At 46.0% G+C, this 25901-nt stretch carries 23 protein-coding genes and 1 other RNA gene; 21 read left to right on the top strand and 3 right to left on the bottom strand.

Annotation, left to right across the window (positions count from 1 at the left end):
• Positions 1-20: 20 nt before the first annotated feature.
• Positions 21-2015: a M1 family metallopeptidase gene (locus AC58QM_RS22650; protein WP_497287433.1), complete on the bottom strand. Its 1995-nt coding sequence runs from the start codon at positions 2013-2015 to the stop codon at positions 21-23.
• 193 nt (positions 2016-2208) lie between these two features.
• On the opposite strand from AC58QM_RS22650, the gene AC58QM_RS22645 reads away from it, so the two are divergent.
• Complete coding sequence (locus AC58QM_RS22645; protein ID WP_497287128.1) at positions 2209-2700, top strand: YwhD family protein; 492 nt, start codon at positions 2209-2211, stop codon at positions 2698-2700.
• 172 nt (positions 2701-2872) lie between these two features.
• Here the strand turns inward: AC58QM_RS22645 and AC58QM_RS22640 are convergent, their stop codons facing one another.
• Complete coding sequence (locus tag AC58QM_RS22640; protein ID WP_497287127.1) at positions 2873-4975, bottom strand: transglycosylase domain-containing protein; 2103 nt, start codon at positions 4973-4975, stop codon at positions 2873-2875.
• A 283-nt stretch (positions 4976-5258) separates the two neighbouring features.
• Here AC58QM_RS22640 and speE point away from each other — a divergent pair, with 283 nt between their 5' ends.
• The 4 genes from speE to argS all read left to right on the top strand — a co-directional run bounded on the left by speE (position 5259) and on the right by argS (position 9161).
• On the top strand, positions 5259-6086 hold the full coding sequence (speE, locus tag AC58QM_RS22635) for a polyamine aminopropyltransferase (RefSeq protein WP_057311106.1): 828 nt from the start codon (positions 5259-5261) through the stop codon (positions 6084-6086).
• Between the two features lie 273 nt (positions 6087-6359).
• A complete protein-coding gene (locus AC58QM_RS22630) occupies positions 6360-6863 on the top strand; it encodes a DinB family protein (protein WP_497287126.1) in 504 nt (167 codons plus the stop codon).
• A 207-nt stretch (positions 6864-7070) separates the two neighbouring features.
• Positions 7071-7481 carry a YwiB family protein gene (locus AC58QM_RS22625; protein ID WP_497287125.1) on the top strand — a complete coding sequence of 137 codons (411 nt, stop codon included), beginning with the start codon at positions 7071-7073 and terminating at the stop codon, positions 7479-7481.
• Positions 7482-7487: 6 nt separating this feature from the next.
• The gene (gene argS / locus AC58QM_RS22620; protein WP_497287124.1) at positions 7488-9161 is read left to right on the top strand and encodes an arginine--tRNA ligase; all 1674 of its coding nucleotides are present in this window, start codon (positions 7488-7490) and stop codon (positions 9159-9161) included.
• Between the two features lie 87 nt (positions 9162-9248).
• Here argS and AC58QM_RS22615 read toward each other — a convergent pair whose 3' ends face one another.
• A complete protein-coding gene (locus AC58QM_RS22615; RefSeq protein ID WP_497287123.1) occupies positions 9249-10415 on the bottom strand; it encodes a S8 family peptidase in 1167 nt (388 codons plus the stop codon).
• Positions 10416-10868: 453 nt separating this feature from the next.
• On the opposite strand from AC58QM_RS22615, the gene rpoE reads away from it, so the two are divergent.
• The 16 genes from rpoE to AC58QM_RS22535 all read left to right on the top strand — a co-directional run bounded on the left by rpoE (position 10869) and on the right by AC58QM_RS22535 (position 25608).
• On the top strand, positions 10869-11450 hold the full coding sequence (gene rpoE / locus AC58QM_RS22610) for a DNA-directed RNA polymerase subunit delta (protein WP_497287122.1): 582 nt from the start codon (positions 10869-10871) through the stop codon (positions 11448-11450).
• Positions 11451-11847: 397 nt separating this feature from the next.
• Entirely contained in the window at positions 11848-13449 is a 1602-nt protein-coding gene (pyrG, locus tag AC58QM_RS22605; RefSeq protein ID WP_497287121.1) for a CTP synthase, read from the top strand.
• Positions 13450-13610: 161 nt separating this feature from the next.
• The gene (locus AC58QM_RS22600) at positions 13611-14003 is read left to right on the top strand and encodes a response regulator (protein WP_056621969.1); all 393 of its coding nucleotides are present in this window, start codon (positions 13611-13613) and stop codon (positions 14001-14003) included.
• A gap of 134 nt (positions 14004-14137) precedes the next feature.
• Positions 14138-14992 carry a class II fructose-1,6-bisphosphate aldolase gene (fba, locus tag AC58QM_RS22595; protein ID WP_310501893.1) on the top strand — a complete coding sequence of 285 codons (855 nt, stop codon included), beginning with the start codon at positions 14138-14140 and terminating at the stop codon, positions 14990-14992.
• Between the two features lie 331 nt (positions 14993-15323).
• On the top strand, positions 15324-16583 hold the full coding sequence (gene murA / locus AC58QM_RS22590) for a UDP-N-acetylglucosamine 1-carboxyvinyltransferase (RefSeq protein ID WP_310501909.1): 1260 nt from the start codon (positions 15324-15326) through the stop codon (positions 16581-16583).
• A gap of 62 nt (positions 16584-16645) precedes the next feature.
• Complete coding sequence (gene rho / locus AC58QM_RS22585; RefSeq protein ID WP_497287120.1) at positions 16646-17944, top strand: transcription termination factor Rho; 1299 nt, start codon at positions 16646-16648, stop codon at positions 17942-17944.
• A gap of 74 nt (positions 17945-18018) precedes the next feature.
• On the top strand, positions 18019-19293 hold the full coding sequence (locus AC58QM_RS22580; RefSeq protein WP_310501895.1) for a radical SAM family protein: 1275 nt from the start codon (positions 18019-18021) through the stop codon (positions 19291-19293).
• Positions 19294-19422: 129 nt separating this feature from the next.
• Entirely contained in the window at positions 19423-19620 is a 198-nt protein-coding gene (gene rpmE / locus AC58QM_RS22575; protein WP_056621960.1) for a 50S ribosomal protein L31, read from the top strand.
• A 91-nt stretch (positions 19621-19711) separates the two neighbouring features.
• Positions 19712-20119: a hypothetical protein gene (locus AC58QM_RS22570; RefSeq protein WP_497287119.1), complete on the top strand. Its 408-nt coding sequence runs from the start codon at positions 19712-19714 to the stop codon at positions 20117-20119.
• Positions 20120-20213: 94 nt separating this feature from the next.
• An RNA gene (gene ffs, locus AC58QM_RS22565) (signal recognition particle sRNA large type) lies at positions 20214-20477 on the top strand.
• Between the two features lie 208 nt (positions 20478-20685).
• Positions 20686-22122: an ATP-binding protein gene (locus AC58QM_RS22560; RefSeq protein WP_497287118.1), complete on the top strand. Its 1437-nt coding sequence runs from the start codon at positions 20686-20688 to the stop codon at positions 22120-22122.
• Positions 22123-22200: 78 nt separating this feature from the next.
• Entirely contained in the window at positions 22201-23946 is a 1746-nt protein-coding gene (dnaX, locus tag AC58QM_RS22555) for a DNA polymerase III subunit gamma/tau (RefSeq protein ID WP_497287117.1), read from the top strand.
• Between the two features lie 20 nt (positions 23947-23966).
• A complete protein-coding gene (locus tag AC58QM_RS22550) occupies positions 23967-24278 on the top strand; it encodes a YbaB/EbfC family nucleoid-associated protein (protein WP_028555044.1) in 312 nt (103 codons plus the stop codon).
• A gap of 45 nt (positions 24279-24323) precedes the next feature.
• Positions 24324-24920: a recombination mediator RecR gene (gene recR, locus AC58QM_RS22545; RefSeq protein WP_056621953.1), complete on the top strand. Its 597-nt coding sequence runs from the start codon at positions 24324-24326 to the stop codon at positions 24918-24920.
• A 130-nt stretch (positions 24921-25050) separates the two neighbouring features.
• Positions 25051-25335, top strand: coding sequence for a DUF2508 family protein (locus tag AC58QM_RS22540; RefSeq protein WP_497287116.1), 285 nt, complete (start codon positions 25051-25053; stop codon positions 25333-25335).
• Positions 25336-25338: 3 nt separating this feature from the next.
• Positions 25339-25608, top strand: coding sequence for a pro-sigmaK processing inhibitor BofA family protein (locus AC58QM_RS22535; RefSeq protein WP_497287115.1), 270 nt, complete (start codon positions 25339-25341; stop codon positions 25606-25608).
• Positions 25609-25901: the final 293 nt, after the last annotated feature.

Genomic DNA, 25901 nt, shown 5'->3' with positions numbered 1-25901 from the left:
ATGAGGGGTAAGCCAAGTCCTTACCAGGCGACTGAGCCGAAGATGGCTTGCAGGAACTGAATAATGCCGAGATTCCATCGAATTTGCCACTTTGTATCTAATTGGGTCTGATAAAAATTGTTGATATGCTTATTTTCGAGAATGAGTGTGTACTTCGGATCAATGCGCACCCAGTCGACAGGAGAAGCATGTGTTAATTTGAACTCAATACTGCCTTCCTTGCCATCCCACGTTTTATCTAATGTTGTCCCATCTGCGAAGTGGAACTGGACGGGAACTTCTGGTGAGTTGCCACCAAGTTTAACGATGCGGACTGTGCTTTCGTAAGTTTCGGAACCTTTATTGCCCTGAGGCCGGACTTGAACACTCTCAACAGAATAGTCCATCATCATCTCACCATAGACATATTGATTGAAGAAATCGTCCCACTTTGTTTTGCTGACATCCTCCACAACTTGCTGGAAGTCCTTCGTAGAAGGGTGCTTGAACTGCCACCGTTGGAAATAGGTTTGCATGATACGATCCATCATTTTGGTGCCGACCTGTTGCTCAATCGCTTTCAGCACTAGCTTGCCACGCGTGTACACATTTTCAGCATACTGGTCATGACCTTTATAAGCCCATGCATCCTTCTGCAACCCATTAGGAGAGGTTATATAGCTGGATTCGACAGGTAAATTAGGCACCTCGCCATATTCGGCTTCCATGACCTTATCCTCTGCATAAGAGGTAAAGCCTTCATCCAGCCAGGCTTCTTCGAATTCGTTGCTGGCGACGAGCCCGTAGAAAAATTGGTGGCCGATTTCATGCACGACGACACGTTCTAGTTCTAAGTCGGGATCCTTGTCACTAGCACCCCAAGCCGTAACTAAAGTCGGGTATTCCATGCCGCCCGCGCCATTTCCACCTGGAGGCGGTACCACGATAGAAAGGGTAGAGTAAGGGTACGTTCCGTACCACTGACTATAACGGGAGAGTGCTTTTTTGGCCGCATACATGTAACGATCCTTTAAATCTTGATGATTGGGATCGAGATACAGTTTAATTTTGACACCAGGAACTTGTGGAGCAGAGAAAGATTGTTCGGCGTAGACGAAATGAGGCGAAGCCGACCAAGCGAAATCGTGGACATCCTCAGCGTAGAATTGATAGGTCTTTATTCCTTTTTCCGTCACAGCAGGCTTCACAGGAAATCCTGTAGCCGCCACAGTGTAATTGGCGGGTACTTGAATTTTCACATCATACATACCGAAATCCGCATAGAATTCGGAATTGCCATGATATTGATGGAGATTCCAGCCAGCTTCAGTGCGGCCTCTTGTACCCTTGCGTTCATAGGCGGCAACTTTCGGAAACCATTGCCCTGCCATAATGAAGTCATCGACGTACCCCATTCTGGCAAAGGCTGCAGGCAGTTTTACTAGGAAATCGGTTTTCACGGTGACCGTTTCACCAGGTCCCACGGGTTTAGATAATGGGATTTTGAGCAGCGTATGGTCGTCCTTATTGCCGTCATCAGGCTGTACAAAAGTCATCCGCTTAGTGAGATCATCACCCGTATCCGATTTTACCGAGAGCAGTTCCATACTTCCGCCGCTATCTGCCTTCGCTTCATCGTCCCGCAGCTTCCCGCCGGATTCTCGCATGAATGTCGTTTTCTTCGATGCGAACGCATTCGGATAAAGGTGGAAATACAGTTCTTGAACAGGAACATTGCCTGGATTTTCCCACGTGAGCGTTTGTTGTCCTTGGAGCTGCCTCGTTTCTGGTGTGTACGCAACGTTCATGTGATATTCAGCAATACGATAACTAAGTGGTGTTGAGGTTTCTAACGGTTTGCCATTATCTGCAGGCTGCATGTCCGGTGTCTTCGCAATAGGTACCTCTTTAGAGACGACAGGAACAGTCCCTCTTGATGTGGAGGGGAGCAAGGTGTTCGTTATTAACACTGCGCCGGCAGCAAGGAGCATGACAGCAAACCACTGTACCTTGCGACTATTGAATAGAGCATTCATATCCATGAGATTCACCCCGCCTAAACAAGCATCTACAGCATGTATATGTAGACAACCTAGGGAATATTTCTGCGAGGTGAAAGAAATGTTAGAAAGGGCCATGGAAGACTCCGCCCCTTGTTCTAAGGGATGACTTTCGCTACAATGAAAGCAAGTCGTCATTTTAACTTTATGTAGAGTGGAAGGTGCCCTTATGGAAGCGGATAAGAAGAAGCTGGCCTTAAATATAGTAAGTTCAAAAGTGAATCACAAAGGCTTCGGCGCAGGAGCAATTGATCTAAGCAACGTCTCCGGTATTATTATTGATGGGGATGAGGCTTATCTGGATGAAGGAACCCTGCATGCCAAGAGTAAGATTGAGAAGGGGATTAAATTCTCCACGAACAAAGAGGATGTCCCGAATGGTCGTAAAGCGTGGATCGTGTGGGTAGCAGTTGATCGCACAGAAGAAGGTGCCTATTACGCGGGAATGTCTGCTTGTGAGATGTTAATCGATACGGAAGCTCGCCGCGGATGGAAGATTCTTGCGGAGCATGTGAACAAAATGGATGGCGCTATGAAACGCAAATTCATTCTAGAAGGATTGTCTGACAGTGAGCGCGCAGCGCTTCGCAATAGACTAATTGAGCATAACGAAGACTGGTGGAACCGCTCAGATCAGAGCCTCAAGGACGCGCTCTCCTAAGCTTTCTGTAGCGAATCTGGAGAATATGAACATTATGTGTCATCCATTGTTACACAATGTCGAAGCGGGTATACTAGACCCTAGTGTATGTTACCTCATATACTAGGACAGCAAAAAGGCAGGACTAAGACGCGCTTAGTACTGCCTTTTTGTGTTTTCATTTAGGCGTAAATTAATCATTCCACCAGCGTTTCAGATCGTTCCACCAAGAGCCGTTAGCGCCTTTGGAGCCGTCTTTTTGACCGCCCGCTGCATCTGGCTTTGCAGGCTTGCCTGTACAATAAGTCGTAGGCTCCGTACCAGCGAGGAAAGCTTCCACCTTGGCGTTCGGACAGTCTTCATTGGACAATTTGCCGCTCACAGGATCAATGTAAACCGTCGCTACACCCTCAGGAATTGGGAACAGCTTCGGAGGAATCGCATCCAAAGTCTGTTCGGTGAAATCCGCAAAGATCGGCGAGGCGAGGTGTGATTCCACCGTTGAAATATCTCGGCTCTTATCATAGCCCACCCACACCGCAGTAGATAGCTCAGGCGTGAAGCCGACGAGCCACGCATCTGTATCGGTCGTGCCCGTTTTGCCTGCAATCGGCCGTTTGATTGTACTTGCAACACGATTGCCCGTACCGCCTTCTTCGAACACACTCTCCATTAAGTTGGTCATCACATACGCAACCGCAGGGGGAATGACTTGCTCCTCCGCAGGTGTCGCTTCATACAAGATACGCCCGTTCGCATCCTCTATACGTAGAATAGCCGTGGGCTCATGGTGTAACCCTTGATTGGCAATGGAAGAAAAGGCAGACGCCATTTCCAACGGACTTACGGGGAAGGAACCAAGCGCAAGAGAAGGCAGCGGCTTCATTGGCGAAGCAATGCCCAGCTTGCGTGCGAAGTCGATAACTTTTTGCGGCCCTACCTGAAGAATTGTGTGCACAGCATAGATGTTGTCCGATTTTGAAATCGCCTGACGCATATCGATATTCCCATTGGTATACTGGTCATTGAAGTTTCGTGGCGTGTATTGCTGCCGCCCTTCATCATAGGTAAACACCGTCGGTTCACTTTTAACCATGGAGACAGGTGTAAAGCCATTCATGAGGGCAACCATATAGACGAAAGGTTTAAAAGATGACCCCGGCTGTCGCGTGTTCGATAACGCACGGTTGAACTGATTCTCGGTATAGTCGCGTCCGCCGACCATAGCCTTGATTTCACCAGTCCGTGGGTCAACCGCGACAAGAGCCGCCTGCAGATCGGGCTTGCCTTCGAGCTGCTTCGTTATGACATTCTCAGCAATTTGCTGGTCATTCTTATCCAGTGTGGTATAGATACGGATGCCGCCCTCATCGAATTGTTCTTCCGTAATGCCAAGCTTCTCCGTCGCGAGGTTGCGTACATAATCCCTGAAATAGGGCGCTGCAGAAGGCTTCTTTTTGGTAAGTGGCTGAATCGTCAGCTTCTCTTTGGCTGCGGCGTCAGCAGCGCTTTGCGTAATGAAGCCGCTGTTTACCATCGTCTGGAGGACGATCTTTTGCCGGTCCATGGCATTTTGCAGATCATAATAAGGGGAATAGTAGCGAGGTCCTTTCGGGACCCCAGCAATCATGGCACTTTCAGCTAAAGTTAGCTCACTGGCGTGCTTGCCGAAGAATAGCTCAGATGCGGTCTCAATTCCATACGTGGAGTGCCCATAATAGATTTGATTCAAATAGTCAGCCAGAATATCGTCTTTGCTCAGTTGCATTTCCATTTGAACGGCATATACCGTTTCTTTGATTTTACGCGTCCACGTACGATCGTGCGTTAAGTATAAATTCCGAGCTAACTGCTGTGTGATCGTGCCAGCACCTTGCACCTTCGCCATGGCTTGGACATTCACAATGGCTGCGCGTGCTACCGCTTTGACGTCGACACCGAAATGTTTGTAGAATTGTTGATCCTCCACGGCAAGCGTAGCATGTATTAAGTAAGGCGAGATGTCATTTAAGGAAACGACCTGCCGATTTTGGCCAGAATAAAAGGTGTCAATTACTTCGCCATGGACATCATACATTTGAGAGGTTTGCATCGTTTTGGTGACGGGCAGTGTTTGGGAGCGCAAATAGACCAGGAAAACGGCTGCCCCAATGAGTAACAGCAGGCTGCAGGTGAAGAAGAAGGAGAATGTCTTCTTGATTCGCCGCATCCACCGCATAGAAGCAGGAATATCATCTTTTTGTCTAGCGGGTTGTGTTTCGGATGGTTGTTGGCGAGGTTTCTCGTTCTCGGACATATGCTATGCCTCCTTTCTCTGTGCCCAAAGGCGCTACTATCCAGTATGGAAAAGCATGGCAGTCCGTATTCAATGAATTGTAAATATTTTTTGTTTAATAGGCAAAAAGGTGAGGAAATTATTGCATTTTGGGGGTAATGAACTATAATACAATTTGTGCATGTCAAAGGACTGGAAATTAACGTCCGAAATCGTATGACTTTTTGGGCTGGTGGAACACTGTTAGAGATGACGAATATCAGGAATTATTCATCCAAATATAGAAACGAAAGAAGGGTTATTCATGGAATTATGGTACACGGAGAAACAAACGGATAGCTTCGGGATCACTGCGAAGGTTACAGAAACATATGTAAGAGAGCAAACAGATTTCCAAGATCTATCCATGATCGAAACCGAAGAGTGGGGCACAATGCTTACACTAGATGGTATGGTTATGACAACGGTGAAAGACGAGTTCGTCTATCATGAAATGGTTGCTCATCCAGCGCTTGTTACTCACCCGAACCCAGAGTACGTACTTGTTGTAGGTGGCGGAGATGGCGGCGTTATTCGTGAGATCATGAAGCACCCGAAAGTGAAAAAAGCAGTTCTTGTTGATATCGATGGCAAAGTTATCGAGTACTCCAAGAAGTATCTACCAACGATCGCTGGCGAATTGGACAACCCGCGTGTTGAAGTTATCGTTAACGATGGCTACATGCACATTCACGATCACAAAAATACGTACGATGTTATCATGGTTGATTCCACTGAGCCTGTAGGTCCAGCTGTGGAGCTATTTTCCAAAGGCTTCTACCAAGGTATTTTTGATGCGCTAAAAGAAGACGGGATCTTCGTTGCTCAAACCGATAACCCATGGTTCAAAGCGGATCTGATCCAAACGGTAAATCGCGACGTGAAAGAAATCTTCCCTATCGTTCGTGTGTACAGTGCGAACATCCCGACATATCCAAGTGGTCTGTGGACATTCACAATGGGCAGCAAAAAGCACGATCCACTGCAAGTGGAAGAATCAGCAATCCCAGAATTCCCAACGAAATACTACACACCTCGCTTGCACAAAGCAGCATTCGTATTGCCTAAATTTGTTGAAGATTTGATTAAATAAGCTGCGGAATCGCGGATAAATAGGATTTGAATAGAAGAGGGAGTCGATTATTCGGCTTCCTTTTTTGCGTTTTGGCCACGGGTCCAACAACCGCCAACCCGACCCAACTCGCTTACGTTAATCTCCCATAAACAAATTTCAATCACTGCCATACAGCTGTCAGTAGCTCCTAGCTATACTATAAACACAAGGACAGGACATGAATCGCATTAGCACCAGCACGAGCATCAAGCTCCAGCGAGCCTGTACCACCATTCCTAGGAGGTTTTATATATGTTTACGACAATTGAAAGCTTTATCAACGAATACCAAATGGAGTCCGCCAAAACTCAGCAGCTATTAGATACGTTAACGGATGAATCCCTCAAACAAACACAAGCGGATGGCTACCGTCCACTAGGGTATATTGCTTGGCATCTTGTGCATGCGGAACGCGGCATGTTGTACGGAACTGGCTTAGCATTCGAGTCAGCGCCCATTGTAAGTGAGCCACCTGCGCAAGCTGCTGTGATTGCAGATGCCTTCAGATCAACAACAGAGAACATCCTTAACGCGGTCAGGACGCAACTGACGGATGAGAAGCTGCAGGAGGTTGTTCCGATGTTTGGACAATCGTGGACGATCAGCACCACATTGTATAGCTTCTTGAAGCATGAAATCCACCATCGTGGTCAGTTGACGATTCTGATGCGTTTGGCAGGCTTGCCGGTTATCGGTGCTTACGGCCCGTCCAAAGAGCAGTGGGTTCAATTGGGAAGGCCTGTCCCAACCCTATAAGCTACAGTAGAAGCCTCCATTTCCGTTGCCTGACGGACATGGGGGCTTTTTCAATCCCTTTTGCCACCACAGAAACAAGCCCAAGCCATCCGCCTGAGCTCCTATCCATTGAATTTACTTATCCTTTCATATAAACTATTAGCTAACATGTCTACGTTCGGATATCCAATGTCCGGATGTAGCAGAAGAAGAGGGGATTATCGAATCATGACGGATAAGCAGCGGGTGCGGATTCGAATTGAGAGTCGAAGCGGGAGCGAAACCACCGTGCAGAAAGCGCGCGGTGATCTTTACCGCAAAGGCGATCATACCTATATCCGCTACGAAGAAGAGCCGAATGAGCTTGGACGGACCGTGACGATCATTAAGCTCGAAGACAATCAGATCCGTATTCTTCGCCAAGGAGATGTACAAGCGGAGCAAACCTTCGTTCCCGGAGAGAAGCGGACGGGCTATTATCACACACCACAGCTCCGAATGGAACTGGAAATTGAGACACATCAGCTATCCTCGGAGGCGATCCATGGGATCGGAATTACGAGATGGAGCTATGATCTATATGCATCAGGCACGCATGCGGGGGCCTATCGAATCAAGTTGTTAATTCAGGAGGAGTAAGACGAAATGGATGTTCTTAACGAAGTGAAAGCAAAAGTGAAGCAAGCGATCAAAGAAGCAGTTATTACCGCAGGTATCGTCTCCGAGGAGCAGCTGCCAGAAATTATTCTCGAAGTGCCAAAAGAGAAGACGCATGGTGACTTCGCGACGAATGTGGCGATGCAGTTGACGCGAATAGCGAAGCTGAATCCTAGACAAATTGCTGAGCAAATCATCGCTAACCTGAACAAGGATGCAGCGAGTATTGCGCAAGCGGAAATTGCGGGCCCGGGCTTTATCAATTTTAAAATGAATCAAGTCTACCTCTATCCGGTGATTGCTGATGTAGCTAAGCTGGGTGATCGTTATGGTGCATCTAACGTGGGTCAAGGGCTCAAAGTGCAAGTAGAGTTCGTTAGCGCGAATCCTACAGGTTCCCTCCACTTGGGTCATGCGCGTGGCGCAGCGGTTGGTGATGTGCTTTGCAACGTATTGGATCTTGCGGGCTATGATGTTTCTCGTGAGTACTACATTAATGATGCGGGGAATCAGGTCATTAACTTAGCCAAATCCATCGAGGCACGCTATTTGCAAGCGCTTGGTCAAGACGCGGAAATGCCAGAAGATGGCTATTTTGGTGAAGATATTAAAGGCTTCGCAACGGATCTTGCGGCAGCTGAAGGAGATCGTCTGCTAAGCTTGTCGGACGAAGAGCGTCGTACCTACTTCCGTACTTACGGACTTGAGAAAGAACTCGACAAAATCAAACGCGACTTGGGTCGCTTTGGTGTTCATTTCGACAACTGGTTCTCCGAAACGTCGATTTATGACAATAACTTAATCCCACCTGTGCTTCAAGAGCTTCGCGATAATGGACATATCTATGAAGAAGAGGGCGCAACTTGGTTGAACACGACACCGCTAGGGGATGACAAGAATCGTGTGTTAATCAAAAACGACGGTTCCTTTACTTACCTCACGCCAGATATCGCTTATCACCGCAATAAATTTGGACGCGGCTATGACCGCTTAATTAATATTTGGGGCGCTGACCACCATGGCTACATCCCACGGATGAAAGCAGCCATGACAGCCCTTGGCTTTGAAGCAGATCGACTTGTCGTGCTGATCGCCCAAATGGTGAGCCTTTTCCAGAATGGCGAAAAGGTGAAAATGTCCAAACGTACCGGCAAAGCCGTTACGATGGAGGACCTGATGGACGAAGTCGGGGTAGATCCGATTCGTTATTTCTTTGCAATGCGGAGTATGGACTCGCATTTGGATTTTGACATGGATTTGGCGGTATCTCAGTCCAATGAGAACCCTGTGTTCTATGTGCAATATGCCCATGCACGGATCTGCAGCATCTTCCGCCAGGCGGAAGAGCAGGGGGTTCAAGTGCTGCCGCTGGAGCAGGTTGACCTGTCCCAGCTCACGTCGGAAGCCGAGTTCGACTTGCTGCGCAAGATCGGCGAGCTTCCGGAAGAGATCGCCATTGCGGCTGAGCAGTACACGCCGCACCGCATGATCCGCTATGTCTACGAACTGGCAAGCCAGTTCCATAGCTACTACAGAGGCCACTACGTCATCACCGATGACGCAGCCTTAACCCAAGCGCGCCTCGCGTTGCTCGGCGCACTGCGCACGACCCTAGCCAACACGCTTCGCGTGGTTGGCGTATCTGCCCCTGAGCGGATGTAATCCCCGCTCAACAAGAATAAGCTCCCCTTGACCATGGGTCAGAGGGAGCTTATTCGTTGTTTATGCGCTGGGGTTCCATCAGCGCCATTACTCTTGCCCCGCTGCGCGGATCGCTCGCGGTGCGTTCAATTGTCCAGGCTGCCACTTAGCGTTGGCGCGCTTGTTCAGCGGGAATGCGCAGCGGCGCAGCGCATTCTTGATTTGCTGCGGCGACATGGATCGCTGCGACAGCATTAAAGCGATAACGCCGCTTACATGCGCTGTTGCCATAGATGTGCCGCTGAGCTCGTTATATTTGCCGCCGAGCCAAGCTGAATACACACGCTCGCCAGGTGCGTAGATGTCGATTTGTGCGCCTTGATTGCTGAAGGGTGCAATCCGGCCCGTTCGTGTTGTCGCGCCAACGGAGACGACTTGGGAAAAGCGAGCGGGATAATCCACCGTTTTCTTTCTGCCGTCATTGCCGGAAGAAGCTACGATAATCTTCCCTCTGTAATAAGCATTGAGTACCGCTTGCTCCAATGATGGGTTGTATGTCTTCATGCCGAAGCTCATATTAATAATATCGAGGTCGTTTTGGACGCACCAATCAATACCCGCGATGATATCGGATACATAGGCGCTTCCATTTTGGTCAAAAGCTTTAACGGGATGAATGATCGCTCGCGGTGCTACGCCTATAATACCTGAATTACGGCCAGTTGCCGCAATAGTACCCGCGATATGTGTACCATGACCGTTATCATCATGGGGCATCAATCTGCGATTTAATAAGTTGATGCCTTGCGAAATGGAGTTTCGCAAATCAGGATGCTTAAAGTCAATGCCGGTATCGATGACACCGACGTGAATATTTTGCCCCATAGATTTACTCCAGATTTCTGGAGCACCGATTTGATCAACCCCCCATGGAATCGTGCGCGTACGTGAGCTGGATAAAATACTAGCTCGTTTGGGTACCGTCTTTTTACCCTTAATTTTATTTATCAATATTTTCGTATCCGCTTCGATACGTGTCGTGCTGGAAAAGCTTCTGATTTTGGTATTTGGACACAGCATGCAAGAGAAGGCTTGTATAATGTCCAAAGCTTGAACCTGGGATAGTTTGGGGAGTTCAGACGTCTTGCGAAGGAGTTCTGACTTACAGGCAAAGTAATCCGTCTTTGAGGTGAAATGGATAAGGTGCTTTCTTGCTGGTTGTTTAGTAAGACCTAAATCTTCATGAAGCAGATGAAGAAAGGTGGCTGTATCCATCGTGCCATCCCCCCGTTACAGCGTATGTTCGTATCTCCCCTATCCTATGTACAGGTCATCACACTTGACCGTGTCATCGCCTTTATAGAAATAAATGGGTGCAAAGCCGTGTCAGATGCGTAGGTTCAACATAGGATACATAGAGAGGCGCGGGCAGGAGTGTCTCTTTCTCAGGTAGTGGAAACGACAGCTGCTCAATAACTGGCGGTTCCTTTGGGTACAGTCGCAGGCGGGGGGGGACCTTCGCCTGTATTCCTTTTTATGGGATGTTTTTAGCGAGAGGGTTACGTGAAATGGGCTAAATTTGTTGCTAAATGCACCTGTCCGCGAAAGACGTTGCAGTCGTTTATCTAGGGGTAGTTGCAATTTTAGAAAAAATAGGTTTTACTTAATGAAGATATTGGTTATGGTAGATAACGTAGTCAAGAAATGATCGAAAAGGATGTGCCTTAGATGAGCAGCGAATACACACTCAAAATCACCACAGAGCAAGCACGCGAAATGCCCATGGTGGATTTGGCGTTCGAATTGCTGAAGTCGGCGAATACGCCGTTTTACTATCGTGAACTTATGGCTGAAATTGCTAAAATAAAAGGGCTTTCTGAAGATAATGTCATGAATGTGATTGCCCAACTATATACGGAAATCAACATCGATGGACGTTTTGCTTGCGTAGGAACGAATCTATGGGGCTTGAAGCGTTGGTATCCAGTTGAGAAGTCCGACGATGCGGTTGGAAATGCGAAGCGTCCTAGAATTATCAACGACGAAGATGATGATTTGGATGAAGACGTGTACGCGGAAGAAGAAGATACATACGCAGAAGAAGACGAGTACGATGCATTTGGTACCGAAACCGAAGAGGAAGAAGAAGCGGAAGAGGATACTGAATTCTTCGAAGACGAAGAAATTGAAGAGGATCTTGGTGAAGCGGGTATCGAAGAGACCGACGATGCTGACGACGAAGAAGATGACTTGGACGAAGAATCCGAAGATGATGAAGACGATTTGGATGATGATGAAGACGACAAATAACTTGTCTTGACAGTCACTACGCGTTCAGAGTAAACTATTGCATGGGCTTTAAAAGAATCTTAACAATTCGCGCATGCGTTCAAAAAGTGCCCCGTCACTACGGGTGTCACTTTTTTTTGTTTTTTTGCGCTTTTTTTTTGTAATTTGTTCATGAAAACACTTATTTAGCAGAAGCTAATGCTATTACACCTTTGTTCTGGCGACACCGAAGAGCTTATGCTTACGAGGCCAGTTTTCTAGCGAAAACGTTTAGCTCATGCTTAGGAAGTCAGTTTGATATGAAAGCAAGCACCCTGCTTTTCTAGCACCTTTTCACACTTATTTTCATGTTTATAACGATGCCAGTAGTCTGGCAAAATCTAAAGCGGAAGCTTATAACTTTAAGGAGGCGTACATAGTGACAAAATACATTTTCGTTACGGGAGGCGTAGTTTCATCCCTTGGCAAAGGAATTACCGCAGCTTCCTTAGGAAGATTGCTCAAGAACAGAGGTTTGAAAGTTACGATTCAGAAGTTCGATCCTTATATTAACGTGGACCCAGGAACAATGAGTCCTTACCAGCACGGCGAAGTTTTCGTAACTGATGATGGTGCAGAAACGGATCTGGATTTAGGTCATTATGAGCGTTTTATTGACATTAACTTGTCCAAAAGCTCGAACGTGACTTCAGGTAAAGTGTACTCTTCGGTTATTACCAAAGAGCGTCGTGGTGAGTATTTGGGCGGAACGGTTCAAGTCATCCCGCATATTACCAATGAAATCAAAGAGCGTGTGATTCGCGCAGGTCGTGAAGCTGGGTCCGATGTGGTTATCACTGAAATCGGTGGTACTGTAGGGGATATCGAGAGCTTGCCGTTCCTTGAAGCGATTCGTCAAATGAAAAATGATATCGGCCGCGAGAATGTGATGTACATTCACGTTACGTTGATTCCTTATATCAAAGCAGCTGGTGAAGTGAAAACCAAGCCAACTCAACATAGCGTTAAAGAACTACGCGGCTTAGGTATTCAACCGCATGTGATTGTATGCCGTACAGAGCACTCTTTGACAGAAGATATGAAGCGCAAACTTGCCTTGTTCTGTGACATTGATCCTGCTGCTGTCATTGAATGTAAAGATGCAGAAACCCTGTATGAAGTTCCGATGATGCTTCGTGAGCAAGGTTTAGATGATTATGTCGTTAATCACTTGAAGCTTCAAACGAACCAACCGGATATGACAGAGTGGGAAAGTCTTGTTCGCAAAGTCAAATCCTTAACGAAGAAAACCGAGATCGCCATCGTAGGGAAGTACGTTGCTCTTCATGATGCGTATCTAAGTATTGTTGAAGCTTTAGGACACGCAGGTATCGATAACGATTCCGAAATTGACATTCGTTGGGTCAACGCAGAGGATATCTATGATCATAACGTACATTCCCTTCTTTCTGGCGTTCAAGGTATTCTTGTGCCGGGCGGTTTTGGGGATCGTGGGATCGAAGGTAAAGTCGCGGCGATTCGTTATGCACGTGAGAAAGAAATTCCTTTCTTCGGTATTTGTTTGGGGATGCAAGTTGCTGTTATCGAATACGCTCGTTCCGTTTGTGGCTTGGATGGCGCGAATAGTTCTGAGATCAATCCAACAACAGCGTATCCAGTAATCGACCTATTGCCAGAGCAAAAGGATATCGAGAATCTAGGTGGAACTATGCGTTTAGGTCTATATCCTTGTAAATTGACGCCAGGTTCACTTGCTGCGACGACATACAACGATGAGCTTGTCTACGAAAGACATCGTCACCGGTATGAATTTAATAACGAGTACCGTGAATTGATTGAATCCGCTGGCTTGCGTATTTCAGGGACATCACCAGATGGTCGTCTGGTTGAAATGGTAGAGCTTCCAGGTCACCCATGGTTCTTAGCAGTGCAATTCCACCCGGAATTTACATCGCGTCCGAACCGTCCTCAGCCGCTTTTCCGTGAATTTGTAAAGGCTGCTCAATTGATCGCTCGCTAAAAGTTTCCCTTGATATGCAGGAGGTTCTCTCCTGATAATCAACTTTTATGTAAAACTTTTCAAAAAACCGCTCTCCTCGGAAGGAAAACGAAAATGAATAGCGAATACCTTGACTCATAGGATTGGAACTTGTTATTCGTTTTCGGGAGGGGACTTGGCTGATGAAGAAAAAAGTATTGGTAGTCGATGATCAAAATGGAATTCGTGTACTCCTCATGGAAGTGTTTAGTAACGAAGGGTACGATACCTATCAAGCCTCCAATGGCAAGTTGGCCTTGGAAATTGTAAGAAATGTTTCGCCTGATCTCATACTTCTCGACATGAAGATCCCTGGTATGGATGGACTTGATATCTTGAAGCATGTGAAAGAGATCGATGTGTCGATTAAAGTAATCATGATGACGGCCTATGGTGAGCTGGACATGATCAAAGAAGCGACGGATTTAGGCGCGATTATGCATTTTACGAAGCCATTTGATATTGATGAGCTGCGTCTAGCCGTTAATATGCAATTGAATAATGAGTCGAGCAGTGGTTTTGCTGTAGGATCCTAGTTATAGGGTCTTTTTTTGTTTGTGGAAAAATGAAGGCTTGGTTATCATTTGAAAAGTTATGTGCTATAATAACTCAGGTATGAACAGAGAGCGGTATGCGCATCTACTAAAGAGGTTCTAGGAGGAAGAGAAACATGGCATTGGTTTCAATGAATGAATTTTTACCTAAGGCAAAAGCAGGGAAATATGCGGTTGGTCAATTTAACATGAACAATCTTGAGTTTGCTCAAGCAATTGTGGACGCAGCAATTGAACTGAACTCCCCGTTCATTTATGGTGTTAGCGAAGGCGCACTGAAATATATGGGTATCGAGTTTACTGTAGCTCTTGCAGAAGCAGCAGCTAAGAAATCCGGTCTTCCGATCGCATTGCATTTAGATCACGGTAGTTCGTTTGAAGTAGCAATGAAATGTATCCGTGCAGGATTCAGCTCTGTTATGTTCGACGGTTCCCACTATTCTTTCGAAGAAAACATTCGTTTGACGAAAGAAGTTGTTAAAGCAGCTCGTGCTATGGGCGTATCCGTTGAGGGTGAGCTTGGAACAATTGGTGGCGTTGAGGATGACATCTCCGTTGATGAAGAGCACGCTAACCTTGCAAAACCAGAAGAAGCAATTCGCTTCTACGAAGAAACAGGCGTGGATTGTTTGGCAATTGCAGTAGGTACTGCACACGGTATGTACGCAGGCGAGCCGAACATTCACTTTGATATCATTGAAGCAGTTTCCAAAGCGATCCCAGTTCCAGTTGTATTGCACGGTGGATCTGGCGTTCCAGACGAAATGATCCGTAAATCTATTGCAGCAGGCGTTGGCAAAATCAACGTGAACACAGAGAACCAAGTGGCTTGCACAGAAAGCATCCGCGCAGCTCTGAACAAAGATGCTAAAATTTATGATCCTCGTAAATATCTAACCCCAGCTCGTAACGCTATGATCGAAGTAGTAAAATCCAAAATTCAATTGTTCGGAAGCAGCAACCAAGCTTAATTCCAAATTGTATAGACAGGATAGGAAATGCAGCAATACACAGATGGATGGTCGACAATCGTTGCCATCTGTCTGTGTTATTGCGGGCGTTTCCTTCTTCTATTTGTTGATATCAAGTAAAAGCGACCTTCTTTTGCTTCGAAATAACGATGACAAACGTGCTTAACCCTAAGGGGAAAGCGGAGTCGTTTGTTTTACCTCGCACTTATTTATTTAATTCCTTTTTTTGTGGTTTTTCGTCGAATAATTGTGGAAATACGTAGGATTTGTTGATTGTCGTTCATGGGTTTGTGGTTAGTGAGAAGGCACCTGGTTTAGGGGGAGAAGTATGTTGGAGAAATTGATGGTCGTCGGTGGACGCCCACTACGGGGAACGGTTCAAATTAGTGGAGCAAAGAATAGTGCGATTGCACTTATTCCTGCCGCAGTGCTTGCAGAAACACCAGTAACGTTGGATAATCTTCCACATTTAAGCGATGTGGCTATATATACAGAAATTTTGACGGATTTAGGCGCGACGATCGATTGGAACGAGGATCGTATGACCATTGATCCAAGCCAGATGAAGCCTCTTGCAATGCCCAATGGCAAAGTGAAGAAGCTGCGCGCTTCGTATTATTTAATGGGTGCACTTTTGGGGAGATTTGGTGAGGCGACGATAGGTCTTCCAGGCGGGTGTAACTTCGAACCGCGTCCGATTGATCTTCATATCAAAGGTTTTGAAGCACTTGGTGCTGTGGTAAGTAATGAAAACGGTGCGCTTCATATTCGTGCGAAGGAATTGCGCGGAGCTAAGATTTATTTAGACATGGCGAGTGTAGGTGCTACGATTAATATTATGTTAGCTGCTTCACGTGCTAAGGGTTTGACTACAATTGAAAATGCGGCGAAAGAGCCTGAAATTATAGATGTGGCAACACTTTTAAATTCGATGGGTGCGAAAATCAAGGGAGCTGGTACGGATACGATTCGTATTGATGGCGTTTCTGAACTTCATGGCTGCCGTCACTCCATTATCCCTGACCGTATCCAAGCGGGAACGTACATGATTGCTGCAGCGGCGACGCGCGGCGACGTAACGGTAGACAACGTGATTCCGAAGCATTTGGAAGCATTGACAGCAAAGTTGCAAGAAATGGGTGTCCACGTTTATGAAATGGATGAATCCATTCGTATTGTTGGTCAGCCGATCTACGAAAGTGTAGACGTGAAAGCATTAATTTACCCAGGGTTTGCAACGGACTTACAATCTCCAATGTCTAGCCTGCTTTGCCAAGCCAAGGGAGTTAGCGTATTAACAGATCATGTTTATAGCAATCGGTTTAAGCATATTCCAGAGCTTGTACGCATGGGAGCTAAGATAAGAGTTGAAGGACGATCGGCCATCATTGAAGGGTCGCAACTGAGTTCAGCGAAAGTAAGAGCGACAGATTTGCGCGCAGGAGCAGCTTTGGTCATTGCCGGCCTCAGTGTAATGACAGGCGGAGTTACCGAAGTGTCCGGTGTGGAGTACATCGATCGCGGTTATGAGAATTTAGTGTTTAATCTATCTTCCCTAGGTGCGGAAGTTTGGCGTGAGAACGAGGAATAAAGTACCAGACAACAGGCAATGCTAGAATCCAATTGAAAATTTAATAGTTTGGTGGTTGAAACATGAGCATGCAGCTTGCTGAGCTTGAAGTACTCAAGCTTACTGAATTATATAAACTAGCTAAGAAATATCAGATTCCCTATTATGGTACGCTGAAAAAAAGAGAACTTATTTTTGCCATTTTACGTGCACAAGCAGCAGAGAGCGGATTCCTGTTCATGCAAGGTGTCCTAGAAATTTTGCAAGAAGGATTTGGATTCTTGCGTCCCATCAACTATCTTCCTAGCTCTGAGGATATTTATATTTCAGCCTCTCAAATTCGGAAGTTTGATTTGCGATCGGGGGACATCGTTTCTGGGAAGTGTCGTCCACCGAAGGAGAATGAACGTTATTTCGGACTGCTTCAAGTTGAAGCGGTCAATGGTGAGAAACCAGAGACGGCTGCGGAGCGCTTGCATTTCCCAGCATTAACGCCGCTGTATCCGGATACTAGGATTACACTGGAGACGGAACCGAACAAGATTTCCATGCGAATTATGGATTTGCTTGCTCCTGTAGGTCTTGGTCAGCGTGGGCTTGTCGTTGCACCTCCGAAAGCGGGTAAAACGTTACTGCTCAAAGAAATCGCCAACAGTATCTCTACGAATTACCCGGAGATTGAGCTATTCGTTCTACTGATTGATGAGCGTCCTGAGGAAGTTACCGATATGCAGCGCTCGGTCAAAGGCGAAGTCGTAGCTTCCACTTTTGATGAGCTTCCGGAAAATCACATTAAAGTTGCTGAACTTGTACTAGAACGCGCTATGCGTCTAGTTGAACATAAGAAAGACGTTGTCATTCTGCTCGATAGTATCACTCGGTTAGCTAGAGCTTACAACCTCGTCGTTCCGCCTTCAGGCCGGACGTTGTCCGGTGGTGTTGACCCCGCTGCTTTCCATCGTCCTAAGCGTTTCTTCGGAGCTGCTCGTAATATTGAAGAGGGCGGCAGCTTAACTATCCTTGCTACAGCACTCGTTGAAACAGGTTCGCGTATGGATGACGTCATTTATGAAGAATTTAAAGGTACGGGTAATTTGGAACTTCATCTTGATCGCAAAATGGCAGAACGCCGTATCTTCCCTGCTATCGATATTCGTCGCTCAGGGACGCGTCGTGAAGAAGCATTACTCAGCAAGGATGAGCTCGAGAAAATTTGGGCACTTCGCAAAGGCATGAATGATTCACATGAGTACACCGAAGCCTTCATTAAGAAGCTTGCGGATACGAAGACGAATCAAGAGTTTTTGGACTCATTGGCATCCCCGTCTGCGGGATCGTCATCAGGGCCTAGCAAAGGCAAAGTCAAAAACTCAGCATCTTAAGCTTAAGATAAACGACATCCACCCAAGAAAGACGGTGTGGTCGTTTACTTTAACGTACAAAGAGGAGTACCGTTATGAACTTGGTTTATTCAGATTCACAAGGAAATGTATTTGATCATCCTGATTATTTGGCTTTAGGTCGAAATGCAGAAATGATTACTGAAATATTAGATGAAGAACTGATCCCATTACCAGAGGGCTCAACACTCGTTAGTCTGCCCTTCACACGCCCGGTTGGTATTGATGCTGCAACAGGTGATATGAAGCTCGTAGAGGGTGATTATCACGCTGTTGGTGCCTTGCTTCCGCAGGGCTTCACAAGATTACTCCTTCCAGGGTATGTGAAGTCCGATAAAACAAAGGCATTACCTTTGTTCGGTTATACGGCAGTGGTATGGAAGGAAGACGGCTTCTACGTTGCCGCGCGTCTTACGGATAATCCTTACTTCTGGAATCCAATCCACTGTGACCCGGATGAACTTGAAGTTGAAGTAAAACGGCTAACAGCCAAATACCCAGAGAATCGCCTGTATGCGCATTTGTCGAATTGTGCGCTAGGTTACGAGTGTTTGACGGCATCGAACACGTTCCTACAGCGCTGGGAAGGGGCAGTTCCTGTCTCTTACTCCTGTAACGCAGGGTGCTTCGGATGTATTTCTGAGCAGCCAGATGAAAGTGGCTTTGTCGCTCCGCAAACACGGATGAACTTCAAGCCGAAGGTCGAAGAGATTACAGAGATCATGTTAGAGCATCTGCGGACACCGGACAGCATTATTTCCTTCGGCCAAGGCTGTGAAGGGGAGCCGAGCACACAGGCTGTCATTATTATTGATGCCATTAAGCGCGTGCGTGAGCAAACGAAAATGGGTTACATCAATATCAATACGAATGCTGGCCTTACGGACCATATCCGCGGCATTGTCGATGCAGGTCTTGATCTTATGCGTGTAAGTACGATCAGCGCTTTGGATGATCACTACAACGCTTATTACAAGCCAAGAGCTTATACACTCAAGAATGTTGAGAAATCACTTCGTTATGCAACAGACAAAGGGGTCATCACATCCATTAACTATCTTGTGTTCCCGGGTGTCACGGATCGGGAAGAAGAAGTGGAAGCGATGATTGAATTTGTCCGCAGAACCGGATTGAAATTGATTCAGATGCGCAACCTAAATATCGACCCCGAGAGCTACCTGGGTATTATCCCTAAGGCTCAGGGAGAACTGTTAGGCATGAAGCAAATGATCGAGATTTTCGAGCAAGAATTACCGGATGTGGTTATTGGTTCGTATTCTCATACGCCGAAATTCTACACCAGTGATCGCACGCTCACAACGGTGCTTTAAGCCAAGTGAGTGGAAGTATTAACCGAGTGATTTTGGATTGCATCCAGACTTACGAGTATGCTACAATGCAGTAGTACGTCCATTAACTCTGTTTCAGCAAATGATTCAGGGCGGAAAGAGGTGAACCAAATGAAAGCAGGAATTCATCCTACTTATCATGCAACCACAGTGACTTGCGCTTGTGGTAATGTGTTCGAAACGGGTTCAATCAAGCCAAATCTTCGTGTTGAGATTTGCTCCAATTGCCATCCTTTCTACACTGGTAAACAAAAGTTTATCGATGTAGGCGGCCGTGTCGACAAGTTCAAAAAGAAATACGGAATCTAATTGGCATCATTTGCTTGATTGCCAATCAGCATAAGACATCCTCCCTTGGTCATCCTAAGCTTAGGCTTAGAGTCCATTGGGAGGTGTTTTTATGTTTAAGGGTCTAATTAAGCTTACAGGGACTGCTTTACTTGTAGCGAGTTTAGTAGGTTGTGGAATGTGGACGGGAAACAATAAGAAACCGAAGAATGATACGTATAAGGTTCAGAACTACAAGCAAGACGGCATGTTGGGAATCACAGATGTGAACCCCAATAATCCGATGAACCCGACATACCATCATTATGAGGATGACACGAATTTGATGAAGGCAGTGCTTGCTCAGCTGCCAGGCATAGAGAAAACCAATATTGCGATAAATGGTCCTTCGGCCAATGTGAAAATCAAACCTCAGGCCTCCTTGACGGCGGCGCAAGTAGAGGAGCTGCGCTCGCAAGCGCAGATGGCTTTAGAAACGAATATGCCGCGGTACAAAATACTCGTGCGAATGGTGCAGTAAGCATAGAGACTTTAGCTAGCGTTAAAGATCCCTATATATGTTACTTTTTCCCCCTAGGTTGCTATTTGGCATTGAATCAGCTATACTATTTTTACTGTGCTAGACGGGGAGGTAGCGGTGCCCTGTAACTCGCAATCCGCTGTAGCGAGGTTGAATTCCTGTTAGCGGTACTGTGATGTGAGGTCTGGCTTTTACACGTGGTGTTGAGAGTCGGGTCCTTCGCAATGGATGCTCATGAACCCGGTCAGGTCTGGAAGGAAGCAGCCGTAAGTGAGATGTTTCATGTGCCGAGGGGTTGCCTGATTTGAGCTAACGATAAGAGTTCGCTTGTATCCCTTTATCAATAACAGGTGCACGGTGTAATCATACCGTATATGTAAGAACACATAACCAAAACGCCAGCAATTAGGGCGTTTTTTCTTTTGCTATTTGCAGGAAGAATATGACTTTACAGAGAATATTTACATCATAGCTACCAACGGATGCCGCTCGAAGTAGTTTGATGAGCAAACCTCTATCGAGGCTATTCAAAGATGTGCGACCGCTATTCTAAAGGAGCTGTTGACATGCCCATTCATTCGCCTCAGATGTACTCGGTATCGATGAACGAACTACGGAAACTGTTCAATCATAGTATACAAACTGGCATGCTCATGGTTGATGAAGAGGAGAAGCTCTTACTTGCTACGGATCAGCTCTTGAAAGTTTCAGGTTATGCAGTGGACGAAATTACGGGTGTAGCGTTCTCTCAATTTTTCAAAGTGAGATCATCCTTGCGTGAGTTATACGAATTTCATTTTAACAATGAGATGGATGTGGGCGAGTGGCCTCATGGTTTCCTGAAGGGGAAGAATGGGGGAATGATTTACTTTCAATTTTCTATGCTCAAGCTCACACAAGAGGATAGAACCATCTATTTATTGTCATTTAAAAATAAAGAAGAAAGCCAGCCATTAAACTTATTGCAGCGTTTTTCGGATGCTTTTTTAAAAGATATCAACTTAGGCGTCTTATTAATTGATATGGATTATCGGCTTGCCGACATAAGTGATCGAGCTTGCCAAATGCTGGCGATGGAGAAAGAGCTTGTACGCAATAAGTCGTTGGATGAGATTTTTGCTTCGGTACCTAGCCAGCATCAACTCGTGCAAAGAACGATTTTGAATGGTGCGATTGTCCGCAATCATGCCGTTTCCTGGACGAATAATCAAGAACGCTTTGAGTTACTCCTCGATTCGAATGTTCTGAAAGATGGTCACGGGAACATAGTGGGTGCTTATGTTATTTTCAAAGATGTTACCAACATGCGATCACTGGAACAAATGGTCTGGCGAAGTGATCGACTGGCGATGATCGGACAGATTGCCGCAGGCACAGCACATGAAATACGCAACCCTCTAACATCTATCAAAGGATTCTTACAGATGCTGCGACGCACCTTTGGTGAGCGTGGCATGGACAAGGAACAGAGCTTTACTGATGTGATGCTGGGGGAAATTGATCGGATTAACGCGCTAGTGAATGAATTTCTTATGTTAAGTAAGCCCAAGCATGTCGCGTATGAGCGTATTCATGTTACGGAGGTCCTGCATGAGATTGTACCGGTCATTCATAATGAAGCGATCCTCTATAACGTTCAACTCCACCACGAGGCTTCACCTCATCTCCCCGAAGTGATTGCGGATAATGAACTCTTGAAGCAAGTTTTTCTGAATGTATGCAAAAATGGAATCGAAGCCATGCCCGATGGTGGGTTGTTGACGATTTCGGAGCGTGTAGATACGATTGAACGCAATGTGTGTGTGGATATTCATGACACAGGCTCAGGGATACCGATGTTCGTGGTTGATAAAATATTTGATCCCTTCTTTACGACGAAGGATACGGGTACTGGGCTCGGGCTTTCCGTGTGCCAACGTATCATCCATGATATGGGCGGGACCATTCGTGTTGCTTCCAAAGGTTTCGGGACGACCTTCACCATAACGATTCCCTATACCTGATCCTCTATTTCATCCCTCGAAGCGTTATAGTATAATGGGTATAGTCAATCCACCCAGGGATTATTGGAGAGGAACACTATGGCACACATTGCTTTGTATCGTACGTGGAGGTCGCAGACGTTTCGTGAAGTTGTTGGACAGAGGCATATCACACAAACGCTGCAGAATTCTTTGCGGGAAAATCGTCTAACCCATGCTTATTTGTTTAACGGACCCCGAGGTACGGGTAAAACAAGTACAGCCAAAATATTAGCCAAAGCTATCAATTGCTTAAATGGCCCCTCCGAAGAGCCTTGTAATCAATGCTCTGCCTGTGAGCGCATCACGGAAGGCGCTGTTATGGATGTTGTAGAGATCGATGCGGCTTCCAATCGCGGTGTGGAGGAAATTCGAGATATCCGAGATAAGGTCAAATATGCGCCGACGGAAGTAAGGCAAAAAGTGTACATTATCGATGAAGTGCACATGCTGACGACAGAAGCATTCAATGCCTTATTGAAGACGCTGGAAGAGCCGCCTGCGCACGTGATGTTTATTTTGGCGACAACGGAGCCTCACAAAATTCCTGCAACCATTATTTCGCGCTGTCAACGCTTCGATTTTCGTCGTGTTTCCATGGAGGATGAGGTAGGGCGTCTACAGTATGTTTGTGATCAAGAGCAGATTTCCATTGATAAAGAAGCTCTTCACTATATAGCAAGACTATCAGATGGCGGGATGCGAGATGCGTTAAGTCTACTTGATCAAGCAGCGTCTTTTGCGACAGGGGAGATACAGCTCACTGATATTTTGTCGATTACTGGCGGTATCGCTTCGGATCAATTTAAGAGACTCGTTACGTTTATTAAGGAACAGAATCTGGGGGCAGCCCTAGAGTTAATTGATACCTTCATGCAAGAGGGGAAAAGCGCAGATAAGTGTATCGAAAATTTAATTCACTATTTCCGCGATTTGCTAATGGTGCGTATGGTACCGAATTCACCTGTGATTTCGGAACGCGTGTTTGATATGGCAGAGCTTAAGGGAATTGCGAGTCACTTCTCTCCAGCCGAAATGATGAGCATGATTGAAACGCTCAATCATTATCAGAGTGAGATGAAATACTCCGTACAGCCGCAAACCTTGCTTGAAATCGCCATTATGAAAATAAGCGGCGGCCATCGTGGAACAGAAGGCAGTCCGGTTGTTCGTTCTTTGGAGGAGGCAGGCGGGCGCGCCCCACAAGGTGATCTTATTGCTCAGATGAGCCAAAGAATGAAACAACTTGAAGATCAACTAGCACAACTGGTAAAATCGGGAGTGACAGTTGCTTCTGGCGATAGCGCGAAGCAAGCGCCTGCGGCGAGAGTGGCCGTTGCCTCTGCACCATCTAAGAAATCGGGGCTTAAGCTGGGTCCTTATTTGAAAGCCTCTGAGGGTCCCGAGACGAAGACCGCGCTTCTAAAGTGGAGTCAAGTATTAGGTGATGTCAAAGAGAAGAAAATTACCGTTCATGCTTGGTTTGTTAATGGTGATCTGGTAGCGATGCTAGATGATGTTGTACTCGTTGCATTTAAGAATGAGATGCATCGCAATACGACCGAGAAGCCAGAGAATAAAGTGATTATTGAACAAGTTCTTTCTTCTGTTTTTGGGAAACCGATGCGTTTGTTAACCATAATGCGTAAGGAATGGGATGATGCGAAGAGTGAATCGACGCAAGCCCCTCCTGAAGAGATGGAATTAGTGGCAGAGGATGGTCGCGGGAACGTGATCAAAGAAGAATGGATATCTGAAGCCATCCAATTGTTTGGTGAAGACCTAGTAACAATCAAAGAAGACTAACCATAAGGGAGCGATCTATAATGAATAACATGAACCAAATGATGAAGCAAGTGAAGAAAATGCAAGAGCAAATGATGAAGGCGCAAGAAGAACTAGGAACAAAAATGATTGAAGGAACAGCTGGCGGCGGTGTGGTAACGTGTATCATCAATGGACACAAGAAAGTTCAAAGCATCACAATTAAACCAGAAGCAGTAGATCCAGATGATGTTGAAATGCTGCAAGATCTTGTGTTGACTGCAGTTAACGATGCAATGTCCAAAGCAGAAGAAATTGCGAACAAAGATATGGGCAAATTCACGGGCGGTATGAATATCCCTGGATTGTTCTAAGACAACGTAGAATCAACGACTCTGTACCATGAAGGAGTACTTCCTTTGTATTACCCCGAACCGATAGCGAAGTTAATCGATGCCTTCTCCCGCTTGCCGGGAGTAGGTCCTAAGACAGCGGGACGCTTAGCCTTTCACGTTCTTCGTATGAAAGAAGAAGACGTGATCGATTTTGCCAAATCGCTTGTTAATGTAAAGCGGAACCTGCATTATTGCTCCGTCTGTTGCAATATTACCGATGTGGATCCTTGCCGAATTTGTCAGGATAAAAGTCGTGATAATTCTGTCATCTGTGTCGTGCAGGAGCCCAAGGATTTGGTTGCGCTTGAGCGAACCAAAGAGTTTGAAGGCTACTACCATGTGCTGCATGGCGCTATATCTCCTATGGAGGGCATTGGTCCCGATCAAATTCATATCGCGGAGCTGCTCAAGAGATTAGGTGACGAAACGGTGCAGGAATTGATTCTAGCGACCAACCCGAACATTGAGGGTGAAGCGACTGCGATGTACTTATCTAGATTGATCAAACCCTTCGGCTTACGCGTTACTCGTATTGCTCATGGTCTGCCGGTTGGCGGCGATTTGGAATATGCGGATGAGGTAACCTTATCGAAAGCGATGGAAGGCCGTAGGGAATTATAAAAGCATAAATTGTAAGGAGAGCTGAGAAGCTCTCTTTTTTTCTGTCCAAAAGCATGGTAATAGTTCTGAAAATCCCCTAATTCCCATATGTATAGATCAACCCAGTTGTGGGAGGAATGGAGGTTTGCCTATGAAACCGGCTCTATTAGGCATGCGTGGATTTAAGAGTCCGCGAGCGAAGACTGTTAAGGAAGAATTAAAATTGGACAAGATTATGTTGATTCAAGAGATACGTTCAGCGCACCAGACTTGGGTGGCGGCACAAGCTCACTTTGACTTCGCTGTGGACAAGGATCAGATTGATTATACGATTTATGCAATGGAAGCGGCAGAGAAGCGATTTGAAATGCTTATTAAACAAGCTAAGAAGCTTGGGGTAAGTCTAATTGACAGCGACCGTTTAATGGAGGTGTAGAACGTGATACTCAAATATACAATTTGGGGGGTGTTGATACTCTCCTCTCTTCTGTTGGTGTTAATCGTATTTCGCAGCCGTGGAGCTAGTAGGTTAGCAGCTTCGCTAGGTCTAAACGTAGTAGTTGCCGCTTTCCTACTATATGTACTGAGTCTACTGAGTACGTACACTCATATAGACCTGCCTATTAATACTGTTACCTTAGGTACTGCTACAGTATTGGGAGTGCCTGGCGTTCTTCTGTTGATTGGTGTAAAAATGATGTTACTGTAGATGTAAATATAATACATCTGAAATTGGGTTGACTCGGCTACAGCATCTGTGTTATCTTATAAAAGTTGCCGCTGAGACATGCGGAATAACAAAAGTAACTCGAAAAAAACAAGTTGCAAAACAAAAGTAACTATGGTATATTGAACTTCCTGCTTTTGAAAGAAGGCAGATAGGACAAGCCGATTGATCTTTGAAAACTGAACAACGAGTGAGTAAGCACAGTCGAGTAATCGACTATAAAAGAGATTGCAAAATCTCGCTAGCTTCAAATGAGCAAGTCATCTTTCTATTAT

Source organism: Paenibacillus sp. J22P165, assembly GCF_059692015.1.
This window is presented reverse-complemented; position numbering and strand designations above follow the sequence as displayed.